General features: G+C 35.9%; 26 protein-coding genes and 1 pseudogene. 17 read left to right on the forward strand and 10 right to left on the reverse strand.

Going from position 1 to position 25,008, the window contains the following annotated elements; all coding sequences use genetic code 11:
• The first annotated feature begins 30 nt into the window (after positions 1-30).
• The 4 genes from MHH88_RS22030 to MHH88_RS22045 all read left to right on the forward strand — a co-directional run bounded on the left by MHH88_RS22030 (position 31) and on the right by MHH88_RS22045 (position 3,127).
• The gene (locus MHH88_RS22030) at positions 31-1,509 is read left to right on the forward strand and encodes a serine hydrolase domain-containing protein (RefSeq protein ID WP_339260696.1); all 1,479 of its coding nucleotides are present in this window, start codon (positions 31-33) and stop codon (positions 1,507-1,509) included.
• 93 nt (positions 1,510-1,602) lie between these two features.
• Positions 1,603-2,016 (forward strand): MarR family transcriptional regulator, encoded by a 414-nt coding sequence (locus MHH88_RS22035; RefSeq protein WP_069514156.1) that lies wholly within the window; start codon positions 1,603-1,605, stop codon positions 2,014-2,016.
• A 173-nt stretch (positions 2,017-2,189) separates the two neighbouring features.
• The gene (locus tag MHH88_RS22040; protein WP_339260699.1) at positions 2,190-2,855 is read left to right on the forward strand and encodes a hypothetical protein; all 666 of its coding nucleotides are present in this window, start codon (positions 2,190-2,192) and stop codon (positions 2,853-2,855) included.
• A complete protein-coding gene (locus tag MHH88_RS22045) occupies positions 2,852-3,127 on the forward strand; it encodes a hypothetical protein (RefSeq protein ID WP_069514151.1) in 276 nt (91 codons plus the stop codon). Before MHH88_RS22040 ends, MHH88_RS22045 begins: the two co-directional genes overlap by 4 nt.
• A 65-nt stretch (positions 3,128-3,192) precedes the next feature.
• Here the strand turns inward: MHH88_RS22045 and MHH88_RS22050 are convergent, their stop codons facing one another.
• Positions 3,193-4,401: an MFS transporter gene (locus MHH88_RS22050; protein WP_339260702.1), complete on the reverse strand. Its 1,209-nt coding sequence runs from the start codon at positions 4,399-4,401 to the stop codon at positions 3,193-3,195.
• 209 nt (positions 4,402-4,610) lie between these two features.
• Here MHH88_RS22050 and MHH88_RS22055 point away from each other — a divergent pair, with 209 nt between their 5' ends.
• From MHH88_RS22055 to MHH88_RS22075, 5 genes are all read left to right on the forward strand, one after another.
• A complete protein-coding gene (locus tag MHH88_RS22055) occupies positions 4,611-5,327 on the forward strand; it encodes a cytochrome c biogenesis protein CcdA (RefSeq protein ID WP_339260704.1) in 717 nt (238 codons plus the stop codon).
• A 14-nt stretch (positions 5,328-5,341) separates the two neighbouring features.
• Entirely contained in the window at positions 5,342-5,875 is a 534-nt protein-coding gene (locus tag MHH88_RS22060) for a redoxin family protein (RefSeq protein WP_069514142.1), read from the forward strand.
• A gap of 18 nt (positions 5,876-5,893) precedes the next feature.
• Complete coding sequence (msrAB, locus tag MHH88_RS22065) at positions 5,894-7,006, forward strand: bifunctional peptide-methionine (S)-S-oxide reductase MsrA/peptide-methionine (R)-S-oxide reductase MsrB (protein ID WP_069514139.1); 1,113 nt, start codon at positions 5,894-5,896, stop codon at positions 7,004-7,006.
• A 249-nt stretch (positions 7,007-7,255) separates the two neighbouring features.
• The gene (locus MHH88_RS22070; RefSeq protein ID WP_069514136.1) at positions 7,256-8,023 is read left to right on the forward strand and encodes a response regulator; all 768 of its coding nucleotides are present in this window, start codon (positions 7,256-7,258) and stop codon (positions 8,021-8,023) included.
• Between the two features lie 2 nt (positions 8,024-8,025).
• On the forward strand, positions 8,026-9,756 hold the full coding sequence (locus MHH88_RS22075; RefSeq protein WP_339260707.1) for a sensor histidine kinase: 1,731 nt from the start codon (positions 8,026-8,028) through the stop codon (positions 9,754-9,756).
• An 82-nt stretch (positions 9,757-9,838) separates the two neighbouring features.
• Here MHH88_RS22075 and MHH88_RS22080 read toward each other — a convergent pair whose 3' ends face one another.
• The gene (locus MHH88_RS22080; protein WP_339260709.1) at positions 9,839-10,057 is read right to left on the reverse strand and encodes a hypothetical protein; all 219 of its coding nucleotides are present in this window, start codon (positions 10,055-10,057) and stop codon (positions 9,839-9,841) included.
• 230 nt (positions 10,058-10,287) lie between these two features.
• Between MHH88_RS22080 and MHH88_RS22085 the strand changes: the two genes are divergently transcribed.
• Positions 10,288-11,438 (forward strand): IS3 family transposase gene (locus MHH88_RS22085; protein WP_339259661.1). Its coding sequence is split into 2 segments (ribosomal slippage): positions 10,288-10,561 and positions 10,561-11,438, totalling 1,152 coding nucleotides; the frame shifts between segments, so codons are not numbered across the junction.
• Positions 11,439-11,512: 74 nt separating this feature from the next.
• On the opposite strand, the gene MHH88_RS22090 is transcribed toward MHH88_RS22085, so the two are convergent.
• On the reverse strand, positions 11,513-11,662 hold the full coding sequence (locus MHH88_RS22090) for a hypothetical protein (protein WP_235617058.1): 150 nt from the start codon (positions 11,660-11,662) through the stop codon (positions 11,513-11,515).
• 232 nt (positions 11,663-11,894) lie between these two features.
• Here MHH88_RS22090 and MHH88_RS22095 point away from each other — a divergent pair, with 232 nt between their 5' ends.
• A complete protein-coding gene (locus tag MHH88_RS22095) occupies positions 11,895-12,383 on the forward strand; it encodes a hypothetical protein (RefSeq protein WP_339260713.1) in 489 nt (162 codons plus the stop codon).
• Positions 12,384-12,534: 151 nt separating this feature from the next.
• On the opposite strand, the gene helD is transcribed toward MHH88_RS22095, so the two are convergent.
• Positions 12,535-14,859, reverse strand: coding sequence for an RNA polymerase recycling motor HelD (helD, locus tag MHH88_RS22100; protein ID WP_339260715.1), 2,325 nt, complete (start codon positions 14,857-14,859; stop codon positions 12,535-12,537).
• Between the two features lie 748 nt (positions 14,860-15,607).
• Here helD and MHH88_RS22105 point away from each other — a divergent pair.
• The gene (locus MHH88_RS22105; protein ID WP_339260717.1) at positions 15,608-16,240 is read left to right on the forward strand and encodes a TetR/AcrR family transcriptional regulator; all 633 of its coding nucleotides are present in this window, start codon (positions 15,608-15,610) and stop codon (positions 16,238-16,240) included.
• Positions 16,241-16,348: 108 nt separating this feature from the next.
• A complete protein-coding gene (locus tag MHH88_RS22110) occupies positions 16,349-17,083 on the forward strand; it encodes a glucose 1-dehydrogenase (protein ID WP_339260719.1) in 735 nt (244 codons plus the stop codon).
• Positions 17,084-17,251: 168 nt separating this feature from the next.
• Here the strand turns inward: MHH88_RS22110 and MHH88_RS22115 are convergent, their stop codons facing one another.
• The gene (locus MHH88_RS22115) at positions 17,252-18,322 is read right to left on the reverse strand and encodes a DUF2920 family protein (RefSeq protein WP_339260721.1); all 1,071 of its coding nucleotides are present in this window, start codon (positions 18,320-18,322) and stop codon (positions 17,252-17,254) included.
• Positions 18,323-18,631: 309 nt separating this feature from the next.
• Here MHH88_RS22115 and MHH88_RS22120 point away from each other — a divergent pair, with 309 nt between their 5' ends.
• Genes MHH88_RS22120 through MHH88_RS22135 form a run of 4 tightly spaced genes read left to right on the forward strand, consistent with a single transcriptional unit; the run spans position 18,632 to position 20,068 of the window.
• Positions 18,632-18,997, forward strand: a complete 366-nt coding sequence (locus tag MHH88_RS22120; RefSeq protein WP_069514112.1) for a DUF2085 domain-containing protein — start codon at positions 18,632-18,634, stop codon at positions 18,995-18,997.
• A gap of 18 nt (positions 18,998-19,015) precedes the next feature.
• Complete coding sequence (locus MHH88_RS22125; RefSeq protein ID WP_069514109.1) at positions 19,016-19,297, forward strand: zinc ribbon domain-containing protein; 282 nt, start codon at positions 19,016-19,018, stop codon at positions 19,295-19,297.
• Positions 19,298-19,312: 15 nt separating this feature from the next.
• Positions 19,313-19,723, forward strand: coding sequence for a zinc ribbon domain-containing protein (locus MHH88_RS22130; RefSeq protein WP_339260724.1), 411 nt, complete (start codon positions 19,313-19,315; stop codon positions 19,721-19,723).
• An 18-nt stretch (positions 19,724-19,741) separates the two neighbouring features.
• A complete protein-coding gene (locus MHH88_RS22135; protein WP_069514104.1) occupies positions 19,742-20,068 on the forward strand; it encodes a zinc ribbon domain-containing protein in 327 nt (108 codons plus the stop codon).
• A gap of 155 nt (positions 20,069-20,223) precedes the next feature.
• Here the strand turns inward: MHH88_RS22135 and MHH88_RS22140 are convergent, their stop codons facing one another.
• The 5 genes and pseudogenes from MHH88_RS22140 to MHH88_RS22160 all read right to left on the reverse strand — a co-directional run bounded on the left by MHH88_RS22140 (position 20,224) and on the right by MHH88_RS22160 (position 25,004).
• Positions 20,224-20,433 carry a TM2 domain-containing protein gene (locus MHH88_RS22140; RefSeq protein WP_069514101.1) on the reverse strand — a complete coding sequence of 70 codons (210 nt, stop codon included), beginning with the start codon at positions 20,431-20,433 and terminating at the stop codon, positions 20,224-20,226.
• 261 nt (positions 20,434-20,694) lie between these two features.
• On the reverse strand, positions 20,695-22,404 hold the full coding sequence (locus MHH88_RS22145; protein ID WP_339260727.1) for an ABC transporter ATP-binding protein: 1,710 nt from the start codon (positions 22,402-22,404) through the stop codon (positions 20,695-20,697).
• Positions 22,397-23,137 carry a MerR family transcriptional regulator gene (locus MHH88_RS22150; RefSeq protein ID WP_339260728.1) on the reverse strand — a complete coding sequence of 247 codons (741 nt, stop codon included), beginning with the start codon at positions 23,135-23,137 and terminating at the stop codon, positions 22,397-22,399. Before MHH88_RS22150 ends, MHH88_RS22145 begins: the two co-directional genes overlap by 8 nt.
• A gap of 262 nt (positions 23,138-23,399) precedes the next feature.
• Positions 23,400-23,702, reverse strand: a pseudogene (locus tag MHH88_RS22155) (carcinine hydrolase/isopenicillin-N N-acyltransferase family protein); the annotation flags it as partial.
• Positions 23,703-24,131: 429 nt separating this feature from the next.
• Positions 24,132-25,004 (reverse strand): tetratricopeptide repeat protein, encoded by an 873-nt coding sequence (locus MHH88_RS22160; RefSeq protein WP_339260730.1) that lies wholly within the window; start codon positions 25,002-25,004, stop codon positions 24,132-24,134.
• Between the last annotated feature and the right edge of the window lie 4 nt (positions 25,005-25,008).

Below are 25,008 nucleotides of genomic sequence, written 5' to 3' on the forward strand. Positions count from 1 at the left end.
ACTACAATACAGCTAAAGGAATCATACTTTATGTATAAACAACAATCAGCTATACGGAAAATTTCCGCCATCTTCCTGCTCATACTATTCACTGTCAATGGCGTTGTATTTGCCAATAGCAATCCTGTCATGGATAAAGATAAAAACTTAGATATTTCTGCTATTGACGCATTTATGACAAAAGAAATTGACCGATTGCACATCCCAGGGGCTTCACTCGCTATCGTTAAAGAAAACCAAGTTGAATATTTGCAAGGTTATGGTATTTCAAAACCTGATGGGACAAAAATGACACCACAAACACCTATCGTCATCGGCTCCGTTAGTAAATCATTTACTGCTCTTGCTATCATGCAGCTTGTGGAACAAGGGAAACTCCATTTAGATGATACAGTGTCCTCTATACTACCAACGTTTCAACTTGCTAATAAAGAAGAAGCTAAAAAAATCACCATTCTACACTTGTTAAATCAAACAAGCGGTCTCTCTACATATGATGGTCAAGTATCAATATCCGACGGTGATCAATCCTTACAAGAACATGTAAGGAGCTTAGCCACTATAAAATTGGCATCACCTGTAGGTAGCCAATATGAATATTCGAATTTGAATTATAACGTATTAGGTGCAGTCATAGAGGAAGTTACAAATACATCCTATAAAAACTATGTAGAGGAACATATTTTTAAGCCGCTGGCAATGCACAATAGTTATGCAGATCCAAAAGATGATACCAACAATACTAGCGCTACGGGCTATCAAACTGTATTTGGATTTAAAATGCCTACAAAACAGTTAATCCATCGTGGCACTGTTTCTTCAGGATATCTTCTTTCTAGTGCTGAAGATATGGCAAATTATATGTTAGCGCACTTGAATAATGGTCATTTTAACGGGAAAAACATACTATCACCAAACGCAATGAACAAATTACACCACCCTTTTGCATTTATTGGGAATAATACTTATTATGCAATGGGTTGGGAAGTAAAAAATACGATTATCTCCCATAATGGCTGGACAGAAAACACCTATTCAAAAGTGTTATTGGACAAAGAATACGGTATTAGTCTACAAATTAATGCGATGGATTATTTTAATTTAAATGAATATGATGCCATCGTCAGTGGCCTTCATCAACTTGTTCACCAAGAACAACCCTCATTATCAAATAGTAAGCCATTTCTAAAATATATACTGTTCGATTTACTATTAGCGATCATGATTGCACTCATTGTTCGCTCTATCTATCAATTGTTTAAACGTAAAAAACCAAAAGTAACAACTTTCCATATGGCGTTTCATTGGTTCTCACTAACCGTCTTTAACTTGCTGTTGCCTTCATTTGTTTTAATTCGTTTCCCGCAATTATTTGGTCCATTATCTACTGTAACTTTATTTGCACCTGGAATAGGACATTTGTTATTTATAATACCTGTATCGCTTTTAATAATAGGGGTCATCACGTTAGTTCAATACCTACTGAAGAAACCTGTACAAGGTTCATAAAGGTTACGTGGAATTTATAAATGGTTCACTTCACATAAATTATATATTTACTATATAATTTAATAAGTAAATATTTTAATGGGCTGTGATCATATGTCAAAAAATAATCCAATGCACGAAGTTGAAATCATCATGCGCGAAATGCTTGAAATACAGCAAAAATCTATGATGTTTGTGAATCTGCTGTCAGAAGGCGAAACATTATCTCAAAACCAACTTATCCTTCTTCTTCAGCTAAAAATCAACGGTGGTATGAAGGCAACAGAAATTGCTGATTTCTTCAGTGTAACCCCTGGGGCTGTTACATCTATGTGCGATAAATTGGAAAAGCTTCATTTTGTTCAACGCGTTAGAGAAAGTGAAGATCGACGTGTCGTAAACATGAAGTTAACAACAGAAGGAGAACAAAAAGTACAAGAAATTTTTTTAAAACTTCCACAAGAAAAACTAACAGAAATAGCAAATGTGTTAACGGATGTAAATCAGTTAATGCAAAAAATTTTTTAAGGATTTCAAACATTGAAATCCTTTTTTTATTGCCCTCATAACGGTATTTATTTTTCACCCATAGTCTAGGCAGTTTTTTGTTCTTGACAAAATAGAGTGGCATATAATTTAATTAATATATGTTTTAATTGTTGAAATATATATTAATTAAATTAAAAGAGGTGATAATTAGCATGACAAATGAACACATACCAAAGCAACGTAGTATTACGCTTACTAGTGGCAAAATTTATGATTTAATGCCCGACTGTGAACGGTTAAATATTCGCGGTGCAGTTGGTGTCCATCAACAAGTGAACTTAAAGACAATATCCACACATGGACATAGTGCCTTTCATTCCCGTGTTATTGCTCGTACTTTAAAAAATACAGGCTCTTGTAATATGAAAGATTATTGTGAAATAGGAGAGTTGACGAATGCGGGAAATTTAACCATTCGCTCTGGGGAAGTTTCGACTATTACGAGTACAGGAAAACTAACAATTGCACAATGCTTACATGCACAACAGTTCCAAGCAATCGGTTTTGTAAAAGCTCAAGAAATACAGGCATCACATTTTCACTTAAAATTGTCTGGTCCAAGTAGCATAACCCAACTCGTTGCAGATGACATGATCATAGAAAAAGATAAGTTCTCACTTTCTCTTCTTAGTAAAAAACTTCATTGTCATTCGATAAAGGGCAAAAATTTACACCTTGCTTACACAATGGCAGAGGTTGTAGACGGTACTGTTATTGAAGTTGGGGACCATTGTACAATACAGAAGCTTTATTACACAGAAAGTTATACCATTTCCCCCCTTGCGAAAGTACATCACATTATGAGGAGGGAACAATGATGAAAGTGTTTCGTGGATTTTTTTGTTCCTTAGCCCTTATTGTGCTTGCTGTTCTATACGTAGGATTGGTTGTAAGTGCCATAATATCCATACTTGCTGGTATTTTACGAACGGTAGGCATTGATGCAATAAAAATGAGCATTTGGCAAGGCATTGATCTTCCGGTTGCTTTCAGTATCCCTTTTGCACTCGTTATATCTGGCTTGCTGTTCTTTTGTTCGCTCTACATCAAACGTTCGATCACATTTTGTTTTTCAAAGCTAAAGTTTTAAAATGGGGAGTTGTGGTTTTAGTAAAGAGGTTCACAGTTTTATATCCTGCTTGAACCTCTTTACGCTTATATATTGCTCTTAATTTGCAGTGCCTGTTTATTCGTTGCAATATGGATCGCCATGTATAGGGCAAATACCAAACCAATTGCACCAAAAATAACAGCTACAAGCTGTAGAGAAAACCAGTCTGCCATTACGCCTAAACTAAACGTGAGTACAATTTGAATAACACTTTGCACAAGGCTGACAGCGCTACCGAATCGTCCCATTAAATGTGGTGGAATGTTTTTTTGGTAGACCGTATCAAATCCCGTATTGCTAAATGCCATAAAAACACCTAACGTGATAAAGCAACCAGTTGCAAACCAAATATTGCTGGACGCATAGAACAAAGTGTAGGATAACATCGTGCATGTTAGTCCAACTCCTATATAGGTAGTGATTGAAAATTTCTGTACTAATGCCATTGCCAATAACCCACCAACAATAGCCCCCACCCCTGCCACACTGACAAGTACGCCATACAAACTATCAGAAGCTGATAAAACTTTTTTGATAAACGTCATTTCTTGCGAGTCTAATGCAAAAGCAACCATGAGCGCAATTTGATAGGCAATAAAAAATTTCAAAAATTGCCTTTGCTGTTGTATAAAAGTCCAAACGATTTTAAAGTCAGTTATCATTACTCGTATTGTAAGGACTCCCCGCTTCTCTTTCACTTCCTCTTCTAAATTCGGTAAACGGGCAATCACCCATGCACAAACAAAAAATGTCACACTGTTTACCCACATTGCGATATTAATATTAAAAGTGGCAATAAGCACACCTGCAATGGCCGGGCCTAACATAAAAGAACCTGAATTGAATGTGCCTAGCAGTGCATTAAAACGTTGCTTATCTTCATCGTGCACGTATTTGGCAATATAATATGTACTACTTGGTCCAAAGAAACTACTAGCGATATTCGCTAAAAATAATAAGCCGTAGACAAGCCAGATAGATGTCATAAAGGGCATTAAAAAAACAATGAGTCCACGTAAAACATCCATCGCAATCATAATGTGTCTTTTATTTGACCGATCAATAATAGAACCTGCCACAAAATTTGTCAGGATGCGGGCAATCGGACCAACAATAAAGATACCTGCTACCGCTGTTGCTGAATACGTTAAATGCCAAACCATTAAGTTTAAAGCAACAAGATAAATCCAATTCCCTAAATAAGAAAAGCCAAATCCCCCTAATAACAAGCCATAGTTTCGAAAAATCTTCATAGCAACCCCTCCCCACTTTATCTTACCAAAATTTTGAAAAAACAGTGTTTTCGTTAATAGCTTCTTATCCTAAATGCACAAAATCCACTAAACTTACACACTTATCATTTTTACAAGATGATTTCTAAGAGTTTCATAAAATCATTCTATGTTGCTTTGCATTCACTTTTCTTACTATAAAACTATACAAGAAAGGTGGTGCTTCGATCGTGGACGGACAGCTTTTATTCAGTACTGTTTTTATTGCGGGAATTCTTTCTTTTCTCTCCCCCTGCATTGTCCCTTTACTACCGGTTTATTTTTCAGTTTTGTCAACAAATGAAAGTGGAACTGCTATGCAACAAGGCTTCTCTATCGGGAAATGGCAAGTAAATACACATTTACTTTTTAAAACGATTATTTTTGTTGTCGGTCTTTCGACAAGCTTTGTGATTTTAGGATTTGGCGCCGGTTTTCTTGGTTCGGTCATTAATACAGACTGGTTTATCGTCGTCTGTGGGGCAGTAGTCATTTTGCTCGGTCTACATCAAATTGGCTTCATTAAATTAGCCGTGCTTCATAAAGAAACGAAAGTGCAGCTAACACGAAGTAATAAACGGGACTTACTCGGCACCTATCTTTTAGGTCTAACATTTAGTATGGGCTGGACACCTTGTATCGGACCAATTTTAGGAGCAGTGTTAGGCTTATCAGCAAGTGAGGGGCAAGCAACTTATGGGGCGCTGATGATGTTTTTCTATGCTCTTGGATTACTAATCCCCTTTTTAGTTCTTGCACTTTTCTCCGATTTCCTTTTACGACATGTTACAAAAATCAATAAACATACAAAGAAAATTAAAATTGCCGGTGGTGTCATGATTATTTTCATGGGGATTGTTTTAATGACAAATAATTTAAATCTATTATTAACATTCATTCCACAATAGAAAGGAGATTTAGTATGAATTATTTAAAACATCTTGTTATTTTGTTCGTAGCAGCCCTTTTTTTAGGGGCGTGTTCTGCAGATTCCAAAAATACAGCTACTACCACTGCAGCGGCTAGTAACGAGGGCATTATGGCCCCCTCCTTTAACTTAGTTGATGTTAAAGGGGATAGTTATAATCTTGCTGACTACAAGGGTAAAAAAGTGTACGTAAAGTTTTGGGCTTCGTGGTGCTCTATTTGTTTAGCTGGCTTAGAAGAACTAAATACATTGGCTGGTGAGGAACAGGATTTTGTTGTCTTAAGCATTGTTTCGCCGAACTTTAATAATGAAAAAGACAGTGATGCATTTATTAAATGGTTTAATGGAGTTGAAAACACTTCAAATATTAAAGTGCTATTAGATGAAGATGGCGCCATTGCAAAACAATACAATGTGCGAGCTTATCCAACGTCTGCCTATATTGGATCTGATGGCAAGCTAATTCAAACGCTCCCTGGCCATGTAGGTAATCCACAAATTATTGAGAAATTTAAAAGTATCCAATAATAAAGGGAGGAATCTCTAATGAAGATAAAATTATTTGGCGTATTAGTAAGTATCTTACTACTCTTATCTGCATGTTCAGCAGACACTTCTCTGTTAGCAAGTAATGCAAGTACCGCACAAGCACAATCTAAATATCCACCAAACCCTAACGTCAATGTCAGTTTTGATACAAATAATTTAAAAGATATTTGGCTTGCAGGTGGTTGCTTCTGGGGTGTAGAACATTATATGGCGCGTGTTTACGGTGTCTATGATGCCGTATCTGGTTATGCAAATGGCAACACAGAAAACCCAACCTACGAAGACGTCATTTGGAAAAATACTGGCCATGCAGAAACAGTTCATGTGCGCTATGACCCTGAACGTGTTGATTTAGAAAAACTATTAGCACATTTCTTTCAAATAATTGACCCAACGTTACTCAATCAGCAAGGAAATGACCGTGGTACCCAATATCGTACAGGTATTTATTATACAGATGAAGCCGACAAATCAATTATTGATAAAGTTATAGCAAAAGAACAAGAACGCTATGATAAGCCTATCGTGACCGAAGTGGAGCCACTTGTAAACTTTACAATTGCAGAGGAGTACCACCAAGATTATCTTGAAAAAAACCCAGATGGCTACTGTCATGTAAAGTTTGATTCTTTGGAAAATCAAGAAATACCATCACTTATTGATCCTGCACGATATCCAAAGCCAAGCGACGATGAAATTAAAAAAATATTAACAAAAGAACAATATCGAGTAACACAAGGCAATGGTACAGAAATGGCTTACTCCAATGAATACTGGGATAATTATGATCCAGGCATTTATGTTGATATTGTTACGGGCGAGCCGCTTTTTTCATCAGCGGACAAATATGATTCGATGTGCGGTTGGCCAAGCTTTACAAAACCAATTGACCCAGCAGTAGTGCTTGAATATGAAGATACAAGTTATAATATGATTAGAACTGAAGTGAGAAGTCGCAGTGGTGATAGCCACCTAGGGCATGTATTTAATGACGGGCCTAAAGATCGTGGCGGCTTACGTTATTGCATCAATAGTGCTGCCATTAAGTTTATTCCACAAGCCGAAATGGAAGCAGCAGGTTACGGGTACTTAGTACATCTCACAAAATAATGCCGGTGCCAGTCACTTAAACAATTCTGAAACAATTTAAAAATCCACGTAGACTTTCGGAATGCACAAAAACATAAGCCGCAACAGGCTCGCGCGGTTAGCGACGAATGTTGCGGCTTACGTCGTGCCCGCAGAAAACACAGTAGATTTTTCGCATAATAGGTGCCCATCCACATCGCATGCATGCTTAGTTGTCAATGAATGAAGGAATAGCTCTTTTTTTATGAATGTTTTTAAAGAGGTGATGTCATGTATACATTATTGGTCGTCGATGACGAAGCTATTATCATTAAAGGAATTCGCTCATTTGTTCATTTCGAGGAGCTTTCTATTACAACGGTACTTGAGGCTTCAAATGGTGAAGCCGCACTTGAAATTTTCAAAAAACATAGCCCTGACCTTATATTAGCGGACATCAATATGCCGAAAATGAACGGTCTTGATTTTGCCATTGCGGCAAAGGCACTAAAACCAGATGTAAAAATTGCTATTATTACAGGCTATGACTATTTTGATTATGCTGTAACAGCGTTAAAGGCTGGCATTGATGACTATGTTCTAAAACCAGTCTCTAAAAAAGATATTCAAGAAACATTAAAAAATCTGATTGAAAAACGGCAAGCAACACAAAGCCAGCATGAAATATCGCGGCTTGTCGAAGGAATATTAAACGACACAAAAGTACATGATGATACGGGTTATAAAGCCAAAATCCAAAAGGAAATTGACCGCAATATTGCCAATGTCGATTTCTCTTTAAGCTACTTAGCAAAACAACTGGCGCTAAGTAATTCTTATTTGAGTAGCTTGTTTAAGAGCCTGTACGGCAAAAACTTTCAAGATTATATGCTCTCTATTCGCTTAGACCGAGCGAAAATTTTTTTACTTAGCACTGATATGAAAGTATATGAAGTAGCAGCAGCTGTCGGCTTTGACGACCCTAATTATTTCAGTGCCACATTTAAAAGGAAATTTGATGTTTCTCCGAATCAGTTTAGAGAAAAAATGAGGGAATAGTAATGAAGAAGTCCAATATGCTGAAAACTTTACGCATGCAAATAGCCCTTCACTATTTAAAAGCAAGTGGCGTTATTTTGTTATTAATGGGCGGCATTTTATATTATAGTATTTCCTCTGTTGTATTGAGTGAAGCAACCTCTAGTACGAAAACAGCAGTAGAAAAGAGCGGTATGTATATTGACCTTTATATTGAGCGCCTAAAAGCGGTGTCTGCTTTACTTGCTGAAAACCCTCAGCTTGTATCCTATTTTTCAAGTACAGAGCGCGATCCCGCTATGAAGCAAAATTTACTGTCGCTGATTCGGACAACGATGACAACCGATCCATTTATTCAATCGGTCGTTATTGTGAGTAAAGATGGGCAAGTACTTTCCAATGAAAAAGGGTTAATTATGAGTATGTCGAGCAATATGATGAAGGAACAATGGTATATGGCAGCTGTTAATAACGGTAGCAAGCCCGTTTTAACCTCTGCACGGATGCAGCATTTTTCAATGGATAAAGACAACTGGGTTATCTCGATTAGTCGCGAAATAAAAAATAATGAAGGGCAAAATATTGGCGTATTGCTTATCGATATCCAGTATAAAGTGATTGAAGACTTTTTAGCTAATTTAGATTTAGGGAAGAATGGCTTTTCTTTCATTATCAATGATCAAGGCGAAGTTGTTTATCACAGGGATACAGCGTATTTTGCAGACTCCATGAAACAACAACAATTACAGCAAATAATCGCCAATCAAGCAGGCTATGATAAAGAAAAAAATACGTTAACGCACACCTATAAGTTAATGAATGCAGACTGGACGTTTGTTGGTGTCTCTTCACAAGATGGATTGTTAATGATTAAAAGGCAATTGCTCGAAATCTTTCTGTTAGTAGGAACTGTTCTCTTTATTATTGCTGCTGTTAGTGTTGCATTATTCGCTGGACGCATTACGAAACCATTCCAACGTTTAGAAAAAGCTATGCAAACTATCGAATATGGCTTAAAAGAGGTGCCTATTGATGCCAAAGGATGTTATGAGGCACAAAGTTTAGCAAAACATTTCAATAGTATGATTGTCCAAATTGAAAAATTAATGCAAGAAATTACTGAAAAAGAGAAGCACTTAAGAGCGACAGAAATTAGTGCGCTCCACAGTCAAATTAATCCGCATTTTTTATACAATACATTAGATACAATTGTGTGGATGGCTGAGTTTAATGATAGTGAGAAAGTGATAGAAATGACAAAAGCACTCGCTCAATTTTTCCGACTTTCACTAAGTGGTGGAAATGAACTGACAACCGTAGAAAATGAATTAGATCATGTTCGTCAATATTTATTTATCCAAAAAGAACGTTACGGGGAGAACTTAAATTACACGATTGTCTGTGAACCAGCCATACGCAATGTACAAATGCCTAAAATCCTTTTACAGCCCCTCGTAGAAAATGCTTTATATCATGGAATTCGAAGTTCTTCTCATATTGGTCATATTTATATTAGTGCAAAACTTACTGGTAGTGATGTAGAGCTTAGCGTCCAAGACAACGGACAAGGCTTCGACGTCAATCAATTAAGCAAGAACCCAAGTGAAAAGCGCACAAAACTTGGTGGCGTTGGCATTAAAAATGTTGATCAGCGCATTAAACTCTATTATGGACCTGATTATGGCATAACGATCGATTCGAGTATCGGCATAGGAACAACAATCTCAATTAAAATTCCATCAACACTAAAATAATAAGCTCATTCTTTTAAAAAGGACTAAGGTATAGACGCCTTAGTCCTTTAACTCAATGTATTGAATAGTTGTCAAATACAAACTAGTGCCATGCAGTCCGTTCGCTTACGGGTTGTCGTGCGGCATTTTCCCCTTGTGCTTCAGGAAAGTTATTTGCTTGTGCTATAGCCCCATCAAAATCAAACTCAGAGCCAAACTCTCCTTGATAGAGCTTCTTACCATTTTGATTGACTTCTTGTTTTTTCGCACTGAACTTGTCCTTGGCTTTTGCATTGTTACGATTTGTGCTTATATTTGACATAGCCATCCTCCATTGATTTTTATTGAAAAGGAATCGAACTGCGCGATTACTTTTCATCTTAAAGTTTGGCCAGGCTGATGGACTTTTATTTATACATGAATTCATTTATGCAAAAAAAGCACAGTCTGTACTTTGGAACTGACCCCAATAGGTAAAGACAAATAAAAAAAGCATCTTCGATTGAAATTCGGGTATAGATACTTAAATTTCAATTTGGAGGTGTTTTTTCTATGGGAACAAGAGTGAGTTATCCATATGAAGTAAAAATGAAAGCGATTGAGATGCGATTAGCGGGGGTACCTGTCAAACAGATTCTATTGGAATTAAATATACGCCATAAAACACAGGTCGAAACATGGGTGCGTTGGTATAGAAATGGTGAAGTCAATCGTTTGAAACAACCTGTAGGCAAACAATATATCTTTAATAAAGGTCCTGAACCGGACAATGAACAAACGAAATTAGCATTGGAAAACCGTTATTTAAAGCAACAAATTGAGGTGCTAAAAAAGTACGCAGAGTTGGAGAGGAAGTGGTTGGAGAAGTAGCTGTACAGTTAGTTGCGTCACTAAGAAGCATGATGTCTGTAAAGGACATTTGTAAACACTTTGGGATTGCACGATCTACCTACTATCGTTGGAAACAGGCATCTACCGATGCAAGGTCTCGTCAAGCAATAGAGAGACGTATCGGTGAACTCTGTCGTGCAAATAAATTTCGCTATGGCTACAGAAAAATTACAGCACTCTTACGTCAAGAAATGTGCGTCAATCATAAAGTTGTTCAACGTATCATGCAAAAATATGGTTGGCAATGTCGCGTGAAAGTGAAAAAACGGAAACGAACAGGACAACCATATGCAATCGCAGCAAATTTATTAAATCGCGATTTTGAAGCCACAGCACCGTTACAGAAGCTCGTAACTGATATTACTTACTTGCCATTTGGTCAAAAACAGTTGTATCTTTCAAGTATTCAAGATTTATATAATGGTGAAATTATTGCCTATTCGATTGGAGACTGTCAAGATACTGATTTTGTGCTGGATACATTAGCTCAACTTCACCATTTGCCCGAAGGGTGTACGTTGCACAGTGACCAAGGGGCGGTATACACATCGTATGATTATCAACAGGCCGTAAAAGCAAAAGGCATTACCATGAGCATGTCCCGTAAAGGTACGCCCGCTGATAATGCCCCAATCGAATCGTTTCATTCTGTGTTAAAGTCTGAAACATTCTACTTAGACAATTTGAACAGTACTACGACGGCCATCGTAGAACAAACTGTCAAAGACTATATAAACTATTATAACAATAACCGAATTCAAACGAAACTAAACAACCAGTCGCCGGTTCAATACCGACAACTGGTTGAGTGATGCTTTTTTGATTACTGTCTTATATATCGGGGTCAGTCCCTTTTGCTTTTCTAGACGTTTAATAAAACTTGTATTTAAAACAAGTTAGCTAAAAAGTCTTGAACAGTTTTAGGTAACATTTGAAAGAATAGTCCTTCATATTTAATATCGAGCAGACCCGCAATAATAATAAGAATAACGATGAATGCTAAAAAGGGTTTCTTATTTTTAGAAATCCAATTCAAAAGGCTCCCCTCCTTAGAAAAATTACGTTTTAGTTCTAGATAAGTATATAGTGATTTAAGTAAAAAATATATTATTCCTTTGTATAAAAAAATAAAGCGACATATTTTGAGTCACCCCTAATAGGCTTGTTACATAGATTACAATGACACTGTATGAAGGGATGTTGAATTTCCTACAGGAAGTGAAGTTGCCTTCCGTAATCGCTTATACTTTTTTAAGAAAGGAATGGCTATGGTCAATTTTAAATTTTTTCAAGGTATCGTTACACAGATAAATGATTTTGCTGTCGGACAGAATGGGGAAAATGGTTGTTATACTTTAATGACTGTAGAAGACGGTGCTGGTGGCATCGTTAATTTTGTTATTTCACCTTCTACTTACTTTGTAAATCAAGAAATTGTGAGCCGCGGGGATCGCATTGTTGGGTATTATGATGGGAATGCACCTGCCCCAATGATTTATCCTCCCCAATATCAAGCACTAATCGTTGCAAAAGAAAACAGCTATCAAAATGTAAAAGTCGACTTTTTTAATTCGCAATTGTTGAGTAGTGATGGGCAATTACAATTAAATATTGCTCCCTACACGCCAATTTTACTTAAAAATGGGCAACCGTTTTCAAAAAGCCCTGCAAATCGCACCCTTATTGTTGTCTATGGACCTACGACAAGAAGCATTCCCGCCCAAACGACACCGCATGAAATAATTGTTTGGTGTTAAGCTTTTACACAGCAAATTGAATAATGATGAAATCCACTATTCCATAAAAACCCACGCCCTTTCCGCAGGCACAACGTAAGCCGCAACTTACAATTGTTGCGGCTTACATCCTGTGCGTCTTGGAAGGCAAATTGTTTGAGTGACTGGCACCTCAATTTTCATGTATAGCATTGCGTAAAAGTGGGCTCGGTTCTCCTACGCTATATAGTTGCAAATAATGCATGGCTCTCGTGCAGGCAGTGTAGAAAACTCTACATAAACTGTCATCACCATATATGTGCTCAGATGCATCATAGATGATAACCGCTTCAAATTCGATTCCTTTGGATAAATAGGATGGAATAATGACGACACCTTGTTCGTACTCCGGTGAGCCATTTTTTATAAGCTTCACATCCTCAATATTGGATAAAGCTTCATATGCATGTTTGCTTTCCTCAGCAGTTTTGCAGATAATGGCGATACTATTATAGCCGTCTTTTCGCAAAGCTTCGACTTTCGTTGTAATAGCATGATGTAAAGCTGCACGATCCGATAATTGTGTTAGCACAGGTAATGCGCCATCTCGTTCAAACGGCATAATGCGTTCGCCATTCGGCACTAGTTTACGTGTAAACTCGATAATCGGTTTTGTCGAGCGATAACTACGCGTCATCGTAATGACTTCTGTTTCATCAGGTCCATATAGGCTACTTAGAATATTAAAATCAATCATTTCGCTAGCATGTGCGAAGATTGCCTGATTAAAATCCCCTAGCACCGTCATCCTCGCAAAAGGAAATAAGCGTTTTAAAAACTCGAATTGAAATGGTGAATAGTCCTGCGCCTCATCCACAAGAATATGCTTGATTGCGCTATTCGTTTGAAAACCTTGAATCAATTCTTTCATCAATAAAAACGGAGTAGCATCTTCGTAATATAATTTATCTTCATCTAGCATCTCTCGCGTTACTTGGCAAATAGCCTCCCACTCTACTGGTGTTTCACCATCTACCCACTGTTTTATTTGCTCAGGTTCTATAAACAACTGCTTGTAGATTTCCTTAATGTCGATAAATTGTAACGCACGAATCCGTTTTCGCAATGTCTTCAATTTCTTAGATACAATCAATCGCGCGAGTTTATGAGGCTCCATCTCATAATCGGCTATCGTCTCTCTTACAAAGCCTTGCTTTTTAGCTAAATAGACGCGTGCCTTATGGTATTCTTCATTACTGAGCAACTCAATTTCTTCTTGCACCCATTCCTTTTTCCATTCAACTTTTTCGGTTTCTTTTACTTTCTTTAAAATCCATTCTGTTAATTTTTCCAGTCGATTATGGAAGTTAAGTGACATGTCGTTACGATAAAATTGTTCCCCAATTTGTTGTGCAGTAAGTATCGGTTGTCCTCTGAAGTGAATGTCCTTGAATATCATGCCGTTAAACTCTAACGACTTTCTGTACGCTTTAATAACTTCAAAAAAGCGCGTAGATGCTTTGAAGCGAATGTTCGCCACTCTTACACTATGCGTAGGCGTATGGGCTTCAGTTAAAACATATTCCAATTGTTCATACGGATTTTCAACATCGAACTCTTTACTTAGTCGGTGATGTAGGTACTCCTGAAACGTTACTTGCTGCATATTTTCTTCGCCCAGTTCAGGCAATACATTAGAGACATAGCTGTTAAACATAGCATTAGGTGAAAATAAGATAATTTGATCTGCATTCAGTCTGTCGCGGTATTTATAAAGCAAATAAGCAATTCGTTGTAAAGCTGCTGAAGTTTTCCCACTGCCAGCTGCTCCATGTACAATAAGCAACCTGCCTTGATCATGGCGGATAATTCGGTTTTGCTCCTGTTGAATCGTGGCGACTATACTTTGCATATGTTTGTTTGTACCTTGCCCTAGCACTTGCTGTAAAATTTCATCTCCAATTGTCAAACTTGTATCAAACATGGATTGAAGTGCCCCTTCACGAATTAGGTATTGCCACTTTTTCTCTAATTCCCCGTAAATAATGCCTTCCGGTGTCGTGTACTGGGCAGGGCCTGGCATGTAATCGTAGTAAACACTCGAAATAGGTGATCTCCAATCGTAAATAAGGAAATCCTCCCCGCTTTTATCCATAAGCGATGAAATACCAATATAGACTTGTTCTTTCACTGACATACCTTCTTCTAAAAAATCAATTCGACCGAAGTAAGGCACTTTCTGCATCCGACGCAGTGTAGACAATCTTTTAGAAGCATGTTTGTGTGTGCTTTGACTGACAGACAGTGCTTGCGTTTCTTGTCTTAAGCCGATAATCGTCTCAAGGTAATCATCGAAGGTATCCATATTGACCTTAATTTCGTCCCAAAAATGTTTGCGAATATTTACTACTTCATTCTTACGCTGTAAAGTTTCTTTCTCCAACTTACTCAATTGCTCTGAAATAGTCTCCATAACAATGTCCAAACGTTGTTGCTCTTGCTGAAACTCCGACTTCATCGCATTCACTCCTTAAAAATTAAAGTATATGGGTTGACTTATGAAAAAAAATACTCTATAATTAAAATAGAGATATTATACACTTTTAAACATAAAGTGCCTATCTATATAAATTTAACACATGCTCACATTTTTATCAATGGATTGAGCATCTTTTCTATTTTTATAAATTAACATCGCAAACACTTCTAAGATGCCACTTAGAGGTGTTTTTTATTTAGAAAAAAGAGGCTGGGACAAAAGAGAAAAAGTGTTAGATTGAACCCAATCAATCTAACACTTTTTTGCTATGCCGTTGTTGTCCGCTACAGCGGTGCTTTCCGCGGGCACACCGTAAGCCGCAACCCTCGCTACGCGCGGTCTGTTGCGTCTAACATTATGTGCTGTTCCCGCTGGAGTCACCGCCTTCGCTACCAACAACTAGTGAACACTTCTAATTTTTTTAATTGCAAAAGCAAGAATAGCTAAGGTCTCCATATAGCAAAAATTTATGAACAGCTTTCCTCTATTCCTTAAATTTTTTTAGTTATGTCCCAGCCTCTTTTCTATTTTAGCAACCCATGCATTCATTGCTTACTTTTTTATTTTTGTGTACAAACCACACTACTACAAGCATAAAGAAATACGTAGAATTAGCTGCTCTTGCTTAGCCTTCGTACTAGTTACTGGTTTCCTGCAATGCGAGCACAAGTTGATAGCAAGTAAACATGCTACAATTAATGTAAGAAGAACAGTTGGAGTGACGAAAATGAGTAAACGAGAACAACAAAAACAACAACGTCGCCAAAATATTATCCAAATTGCCAAGGATTTATTTTTAGAGCAAGGCGTTCAAAACATACAGATGCAAGACGTGGCAGATGCCGCTGGGGTTGGGATTGCAACAATATTCCGTTATTTCCCTAAAAAAGAGTATTTAGTTATTGCAGCTTCCAATACTATTACGAATGAAATGGCAACAGATATAGGGAGGATTGTCGAGCAGACGGTTCCTGCCTTGATAAAAATTGAACAAATTTTGGATTATTATATAAGTGGCACAAAGGACCCACAACTACGTTTAGCAAAGTTTTTTGAGTCCTTTGATTTATATGAAAAAATAGCTGCTGAATCGACGGAGCAATATGCGGAATACTTATTTGCTCGAAGCAAATTAGCTAGCATTTTATTAGCATTAGCTGAGCAAGGCAAGCAAGATGGCTCATTAAGAACCGACATTGATTTAGATGTTTTTATTATAACGATGGTACAAAATTTTAGTTTATTTACATTTAAATCAAGCCTGACAACCCATGATACGAACCTCTCTTCATTCCTTTCAGCGGACAAGCAACTCGCGATGATAAAGGATGTATTTTTAACCTATATTCGACCACAATAATAGGGTAGTCGTTTGAATTGACATTCGAACTAGAAAGTTGTTAACTAGGAAGTATAAAGTGATAGTTAACTATCACATTTTAAAAATGACGTTTAGGGGGCTTTTTATATGAGTCGTTTATCAGGTAAAGTAGCAATTATTACAGGCGCTGCACAAGGTATGGGTGCTGCACATGCTAAATTATTCGTAGAGCAAGGTGCAAAAGTTATTTTAACAGATTTAAATGAAGAAAAAGGCCATGCATTCGCTACTGAATTAGGTGAAAATGCAATTTTCGTTAAACAAAATGTTACTTCTGAAGAAGATTGGGCTACAGTCATTGCAACTGCAGAAGAAAAATTCGGTCCAGTAAACGTATTAGTTAACAACGCCGGTATTACGATGGCGAAAAATATGCTTGATATGACATTAGAAGAATACCGACGCATTGTGGATATTAACCAAGTATCTGTATTTTTAGGTATGAAAGCGGTAGCAGCTTCAATGATGAAAGCTGGTGGCGGTTCAATCGTCAATATTTCTTCAATGAACGGTTTAGTTGCTGGTGCTGTAGGATATACAGATACAAAATTCGCAGTACGTGGTATGACAAAAGCAGCTGCAATTAATCTAGCTCCAATGGGTATTCGCGTAAATTCAGTGCACCCAGGCGTCATCGCAACGCCAATGGTTGTACAAGAAGATACAAAAGCTGCAGTAGAAGAATTCTCTAAACATATTCCATTAAAACGTGTAGCACAACCAGAAGAAGTATCTAATATGGTGCTATTTTTAGCTTCTGATGAATCTAGCTATTCAACAGGTTCAGAATTCATTATCGACGGCGGATTAACTGCTCAATAAGAAGTTTCCGACAACTGAAAAAGTGTTAGATTGACAGCGTCAATCTAACACTTTTTTATTTCTTCATTATTGAGGATAAGCTGTAGTTAAGGGATAAATTATTATTAATATCTTTTACTATTCAAAGCATTCTAGTTTTTTATATATTTTTGTATCCCAAAACACATTTTAATTGATACTAAAAATTGGTAGCCCGTGACTAGTGTCTAAAATAAATTCTAAATCCCCAATTGCGAAATTCTTTCTTTTTTCTATTAATTCATCACTAGCTTTTTTTTCAAAACTCAACGCATAGTTGAATAGCTCTAAAAAGTCTGCATCTAATCCATGTTTATGTGATTTATACTTAATATTATCAACATCAGATTCAGTTATTAATATGTATTCAGCATTACTTATATTGTTCATTAATTTTATCTTTTCTTGATAATCTACTAAATTATCCTCTGTTCCTTGGAATGTTAGAATTTGCGCTTTATTTTCAAAGCCTTTATAGATTTCAAATAAATTGAGATTATCTTTGTTTTTTATAATGTCTTTTGCAATGTAATCAAATTCAATTAATAATTTCGAGTTTTCAAATCTATTAAATAACTGTCTATTCTCATGTAAGTATAATGGTTCTATCCAAGCACTGTTATCTATAATAAAAGAAAACGGTTCATACATTTTATTGCACAAATGCAATAAAAATGCTCCGTGAGAATGTCCATATCCAATTAATCGTTTAGTATCAAATTCAATTTTATTATCAACTAAGATAATTTTTAAAGCTTCAATGGCAGTTATAATATCTATAGCTTGCATAAAGCCCATATCATTAAATTCATCTAGGTCTTCTTGTAAATCCTCTGCAACTTGGATAGTTAGTTCTTTATTTGTTATTAATTCTAGTATTGTAGCTTTTTTGTCAGCTACTAATGCTAACTCATCTATACTAAGTATTTCTTTAACTTTGGATTGATCTATAGAAATATTTTTTGCACCTTGCATAAATCTGTTTCCGAAATAATCACATTGCATTGTAATTAAATTATATTGATCAGCAAAGGTTTCACGCATCTTTTTATATACTTTAGAATCAACATTCCCTCCAAATCCAGGAACAAAAACGACAATACCAGTTTCGTTATTGGTGCCTTGTGTAGGTAAAGAAAAATCTATCCTTAGTTCTCTTCCATTTTTTCCATTATAAAGATTAGGGTGAGCAGATATTTTTATACTTTCAGAGTGTGCCATAATTTTCCCCCTTTTAACTAAGTACAATTATACATAATATTACTTATTTATAATATGGTTCTCAATAACCTGTTTAATTGCCTTTTTAGATTCATGGGAAAATTAAATTTCTTTTCAACAGCTCTAAATCAAATGGCATATTACATTTCAGAATAGCTAAAAACTTCTTTCAAACATCTATAATTTCGCAAAAAATTACTATGTATTATTTTACCTTACATTACAATAAAACTAAAATTATGTATTGTATTCACTAGTTTCCATTTTTGTTATATACTATACGCTAGAATAATAAAGGAGCTTACAAAAATGGCAAAAAATATTAATTTTTTATTGCAAGTTTTTTTCTTTTGCCATCAAAGACCAGACCGCTCATTCCATTATAAAGGTAAAAAGTTCCCTTTATGTGCAAGATGTACTGGGATGGCGGTAGGATATCTCTTATCCATCATGTTAGTGATACTTTTAGGTTTAATAGATTTGCGGATTATCATATTACTAATTTTACCAATGGCTATTGATGGTTTTGGACAATTATTTGGTAAATGGACAAGTACTAATAATAGACGGTTCCTTACTGGTTTATCGGGTGGTATCGGTATTATATATATTTTCTACATTATGGGTTACCAATTTTTTTTATTGGGTCAAAATGTTGGAAGAAATCTACAATAAATTATTGGAGGTACTATTATGTTTTGTAGAAACTGTGGCGAGCAAATTTCAGAACACGCCGAAATTTGTATTCACTGTGGTGTCCGAGTAAAAAATGCAGTTGGGGATGACAAACCAAACTGGGGTATTAACATTATTACACTTTGCTGTGTACCACTTGTTGGATTAATTATGTATTTTATTTGGAAAAATGAAAAACCAGTTGCGGCTAAATCCGCTTTAACATTCTTCTTCATTAGCATAGGAGTTATCGTATTATTCTATATCGTAATGTTCATTATTGGATTAGCAAGTCAATAGCACGAGGGCATAGTTATGTATTGTAGTGAACCTATTGCTGCGTTAACGGAAATTTGCACGAAATGTGGTGTACGACCTTACGTCACTAAAAACTTCTGTCACTCATGTGGCTCTAAGGTAGATTGTAATCAAGCCATGTGTATTGCTTGCGGCTCTATGCTAAGAGAAATTAAGAAAACGCGAGGAGCAGAATCTTATCATCCTGCGATTATAGGGATTCTAAGCTTTTTCCTCGTTGGATTAGGACAAATAATAATGGGACAAATTTTTAAAGGGTTAGTTATGTTAGTTGTTTCTTTTATATTAACATTGATAACCTTAGGATTATCTTCTTTTATTATTACACCTATTAACGTGATCGATGCTGTCCTGATTGCAAATAAAAAACAACAAGGGAAGCAAGTTGGCAAATGGGAATTTTTTTAATATGTAGGGGGTTTTACGATGTTTTGTCCTAATTGTGGTTCTAGCATTGATGACAATGCCGAAATTTGTATACATTGTGGTGTTAACGTATTAACATTTCACAAACAAAAGACTGTAGCAAAAGAAGATGCACCAAACATTTGGATTAATGTACTCAGCTTATGCTGTTTCCCTCTACTTGGTTTTATTATCTATTTTGCATGGAAAGATACACAGCCAAAAGCAGCAAAATCAGCTTTGATATTCGCGGTAATTGGTCTAGCTCTTTCAATTATTGTAGCAATTATTTCATTTGTAATAGGTTTTGCAACAGAAATGATGAATGATAGCTATTATTACTATTAATTACAATAGAACACTAACTGTATGAAACAATTAAGAAGGGTAGACATTGTAAAGTCTCCCTTCTTTTAATGTATTGCTATAAATAAAAGCAACAAGCGTAAAATGTATGTACGAACTCATTGTTTTTTATTCACTATTCTACTTCTTATGCTTAATTAATTAGATTTAACAAGGTTGCCGTCTTTATCAGTAAATTTACCAACGATAATCATAATTAAGTCTACTAGTGTCCAAATACCTAAACCGCCTAATGTAATAAACATTAGTATCCCTGTACCTATTTTACCTACATAAAAACGGTGAACACCTAAACTACCTAAAAAGAAGCAAAGTAATATTGTTGCTACAAAACTTTTGTCTGACATGAAAATACCTCCGATAATTTTATAAATACTATAAGTTCCCACCAAATAATTATATTACATATTAAGGTTTTTTTAACATTTTTTTCTTATACCTTTTTCCGCATTTTTATAATCTGTTTCTAGTTATTCAGTAACTAGAATATGTTATATAAGTTCCAGTCAAACAGATATTTAATCCTATATATAACTATTAATACCTTATAAAATAAAAAAAGACATATTCATTTTTCTCTGAATATGTCTAACCAAGAATTCAATCTTTTACTTTGTCATTAATTTAATTAGCTGTTTATAATACGTATGATGTTCTTGAAGTTCCTCATGTTTTCCAGAACCCGTAATGAGGCCATCCTCAAACACTAAAATTTGATCGGCATGTACAATTGTAGATAAACGGTGTGCAATAATAACGGTTGTACGTCCTTTCATAACATACTCAATTGCCTTTTGTACCGCTCGCTCTGAGTCATTATCAAGGTTAGATGTTGCTTCATCTAATAATAGTATGGCAGGATTTCGGAATAAAGCACGTGCGATTGCTATCCGTTGTCTTTGTCCCCCTGATAATTTAATTCCCCCTTCGCCTACTTCAGTATCTAATCCCTTTTCAAACTGTTGCACAAAATCCCATGCGTAGGCATTTTTTAATGCCTCTATAATATCTGTTTCTAAAACATCAGCTTTTCCATATGTTACATTATCGCGAATTGTGCCATTCATCAGCGGAGCTTCTTGCGATACATATCCAAATAAGCTACGCCACTCCTTTAAATGGATTTGTTCAATTGGCTGTTTTCCAAATCGAATAGTACCCTCTGTAACATGATAAAATTGTTCTATTAATGAAAACATGGTTGTTTTCCCTCCGCCACTGGCACTAACCAATGCGGTTGTTTTGCCTGCTGGAATCGTAAAAGAAATACCTTTTAAAATTGGATTATCATTGTATTGAAACACAACATTTTCAAAAGTAATTGACTCATTGGAAGACGCAATAGCATTTTTTCCATGTCCTTCAATTGGTTCATTTAAAATTTCTTGTAATCGTTCTGTCGCACCCATTGCCTTTTGAAGCGAAGTGAAAAATGTTGCCATTTGTGTAAATGGAATAATGATTTGAACAAGGTAAATAATGATCGCTACAAGTTCACCTGCAGTAATCGCACCTGTTGCTACTTTTGCGCCGCCATAGCCGAATAATAAAATGAGTACCACCATCATAATAAACGTCATAATGGGTGATAACACGGCTAAAATTTTTGATTCTTTTAATCCAAATTGATACAAATGTTGGATTTTTTCTTCTCCATTTAGCTGCTCATAATTTTCTGTTTGCGACGTTTTCACGAGTCGTATATTCGTTAATACACGCCCCAACTGTCCTGTAAAACTAGCAAGCTCATCTTGATTTGCCCTCGCGATTTTATGAATACGTTGTCCCAGAGGCAAGGTCAATAAAATGGCTACCGGCACTGATATTAGCATCAATAATGTCATTTTCCAATCAATGATGATTAATATGATTACCGCACCCACGATGGCAAATAAGCCCGAAATAAAACTAATTAAATGATCTGTAATAAGTTCCTTAATAACATTCGTATCTTGCGTAATTCTGCTCATGGTTTCCCCAGATTCATGTGCATCAAAGTAAGGAATACGTAACCGTAAAACATGCGCCCATACCTTCATACGCAAATTAGCCACAATTCTTTCCCCAAGCTTCCGCATCATATAAAACGTTACACCACTAAGTACAGCCTGGAAAATAAGAAATACACCTACTAATAAAATGGACTGCCATGAGAAACCAAGCGTTGAAAAATCATTAATCATTCTCATCGTAAATAACGGAACAGTCAATCCAATAAGTGTTTCAACAATACTCAGTAAAAGAGTGCCTATCGTCAGTTTCTTTGATAATCGATTGCTATTCACAAGCTGCCAAATGCCTCGTACTGAATTATTCATCAGCTTCCCCCCTATACACTCCTAGTCGTTCAGCCTGCGAAATAAACCATTCTTCCTCTTCCTTTGTAAAAGGTGTAGGGAATAACCAATCATTAAGCTCAATCTCTTCATATTCCTTTAATACTTCGACTAAATCTTCTACCATATCTTGTGGAATTAATGATAATAGCTGCTCCATTAGTGCTTTTAAAGAATCATCTTGAATCGGTTGGATATATGCCTGCTTCAATTGATTAGCTAAAGCCATGTATTTTCGATTAAATTCAATCATGTTTATTCCGGAAAAGTCATATAGTCGCTCGATTAACTCATCAGGTAACATACCTCGCCAATAGTCTCGTTGCTCATCCTCTTTGAGTAAGTTAAATATCATCGTTAAAAAAATGGATGTATCAATGGCTTCTTTTTGTTTTCCTATGTTAATCGCCTGATCCAAGCTCGTAATTACCCGATCGATTTGATTTCGCTTCTTCTCTAATTGGCGTTTTTGAAACATTAATGATTCGATTAACTGCTGTTCCCCGTTCTGTAAAATATCATCTATCTCCTCCAAAGAATAATCTAAATATTTTAATGTGACGATTTTTTGAAGGGTCTCTATGTTACCGTCATTGTAATAACGATGCCCCGATTCTGAAATATAGCATGGTTCTATCAATCCCTTTTCACTATAAAACCGTAAAGTCCGTACCGTTAGCCCTGTCTTCTTTGCAAATTGACCGATTGAATACATATTTTCAGCTCCCTTTCCTCCAGTATAAAATCTACCGTTACGTCAGATGCAACTACTTTACTCAATAAATAAAAAAGAACACCCATTTCGTGTTCTTTAGTGAATGACAATCTATATATTTTTGCGATGATTATTGTTGTGGGATTATCAACCGCACTTAAAGTAGGTACGGTGAACCTTACCTACTTTAAGTGCGGTTTTTATTTAGTTTACATTTGATCACCAATTATGCTACTCCAAAACCAAAAGAGGTTAGTCAATTTTATAAAGCTTGATTAATTCTTCCTTTCATAACTCCAGAAAGACTTAAAGTTCCATCCAAATATTTTCTTAGGGAAAACATAATTGGTTCACTATTCTCTCCTACACCAATTAAGAGGCTTAAATCTTTTGGTGAATAGACACCGGTATGTAGCGTTCCGAAGTACTCTTTATAGTATTTAAAAAATAAAGGAGAATTTCCATTATTAAAATGGCGATAAACAGATATTGGTGAAAGTTCCTTTGTTAATAGACTATTTATATACTCCTTACGCTTTACTGATCCTTGTATCTCTTTCCTATTTTTTTCTCGTAATGCTCAGAGAAGCTTTCAGTATTGATATTTAAGACTAAAACATAATTACCCGTGCACATTTATAATTTTTACCCCAAATGACTTGATTGCTTCCTGCAAAGGCTCATTCCCCCATATGGTAATCCAATTGGATTGAAATATAGTCTTTCAATCGTTTCACAAATTTCTACGCAGCCACCAAAAATAGGACACCCCATCTTCTGTAAAAAAGTCCATTAACGCTGCATCATTATAAAAATTTTCAATTTGAATAGTGTCCTCTTTCATTTTTTAATATAGCCAAATAAAGACTCAATTTGTTGCAATATAACACTATGGTGAAATGAAAATTCAATATAGCATTAGTTGCTAATAATATCGTCTCCCCTTCCTTATTATTTCAAAACGGATTATCAAACAGTGACTGCTTGGTATTATTTACACCTTTACAAATAACCGACCGAACACTTTTACATTGACAATCATTTTTGTTATCCAATGAGCAGCAACATATAAAATAATAAAAACAACTACAAGAGGCTTGAATAACATCCAGGCCACAAGCCAAATAAGAAATACCATTGCCGGCTTTACTTTATTTAACATTCTAGAAGGCACTAAGAGCCATTGGTACACCTTAAATTGCTTTTGCAAAATTTCCAAGTACTCTACTCTTAATTGCTGATTGTTAGGACCTAATCGAACTGCACTTTCCAAATAAGACAATGCCTGCGCGTAATCTCCTCTTTGGTCAGCAGCCCAAGCTACATACAAAAAGACCGTCGAACTCTCTGAATCTAGTTGTAACGCTTGTTTTTCTGCTTGGAGAGCAATTTCTTGGTTCCCCAAAATACTTTCAACATAACTATAGCTCGCAAGATACAACGCATTGGATGGTTCCAACTTTAACGCTATAAGAAAACTTTCTTTCGCCTCCTCGTACTCCCCATTTTTATTGTAAATATTCCCTTTTAAAAAATAATAAAAGGCGTCATCAGGAAACAGCGTTAAAGCCTCTTGAATTGCAGTCATTGTCTCTTTATATTTACCAGCCGTGTAAAGTGTACTTACCCTAAATTCCCATGCAATTTCATTTTCTGGGTCTTTCTTTAATGATTCTAGTGACCAATGTAAGGCCTTTTTGTGGTCCCCTTGTTTTAAATAAACCTTACTAAGTACGGCATAGCCATCCGCATCTTCGGGGTATTGTTGAATATAGTTTTCCGTCTCTTTAATGGCTTCTTGCAAACGTTCCCATTCATATAATTGTTCAATCCGGATGAATTGTGCATATTGCGCCTCTTCATTCACGCAT

It is taken from the genome of Lysinibacillus sp. FSL K6-3209 (assembly GCF_037976175.1).
Lineage (GTDB): Bacteria > Bacillota > Bacilli > Bacillales_A > Planococcaceae > Lysinibacillus > Lysinibacillus sphaericus_D.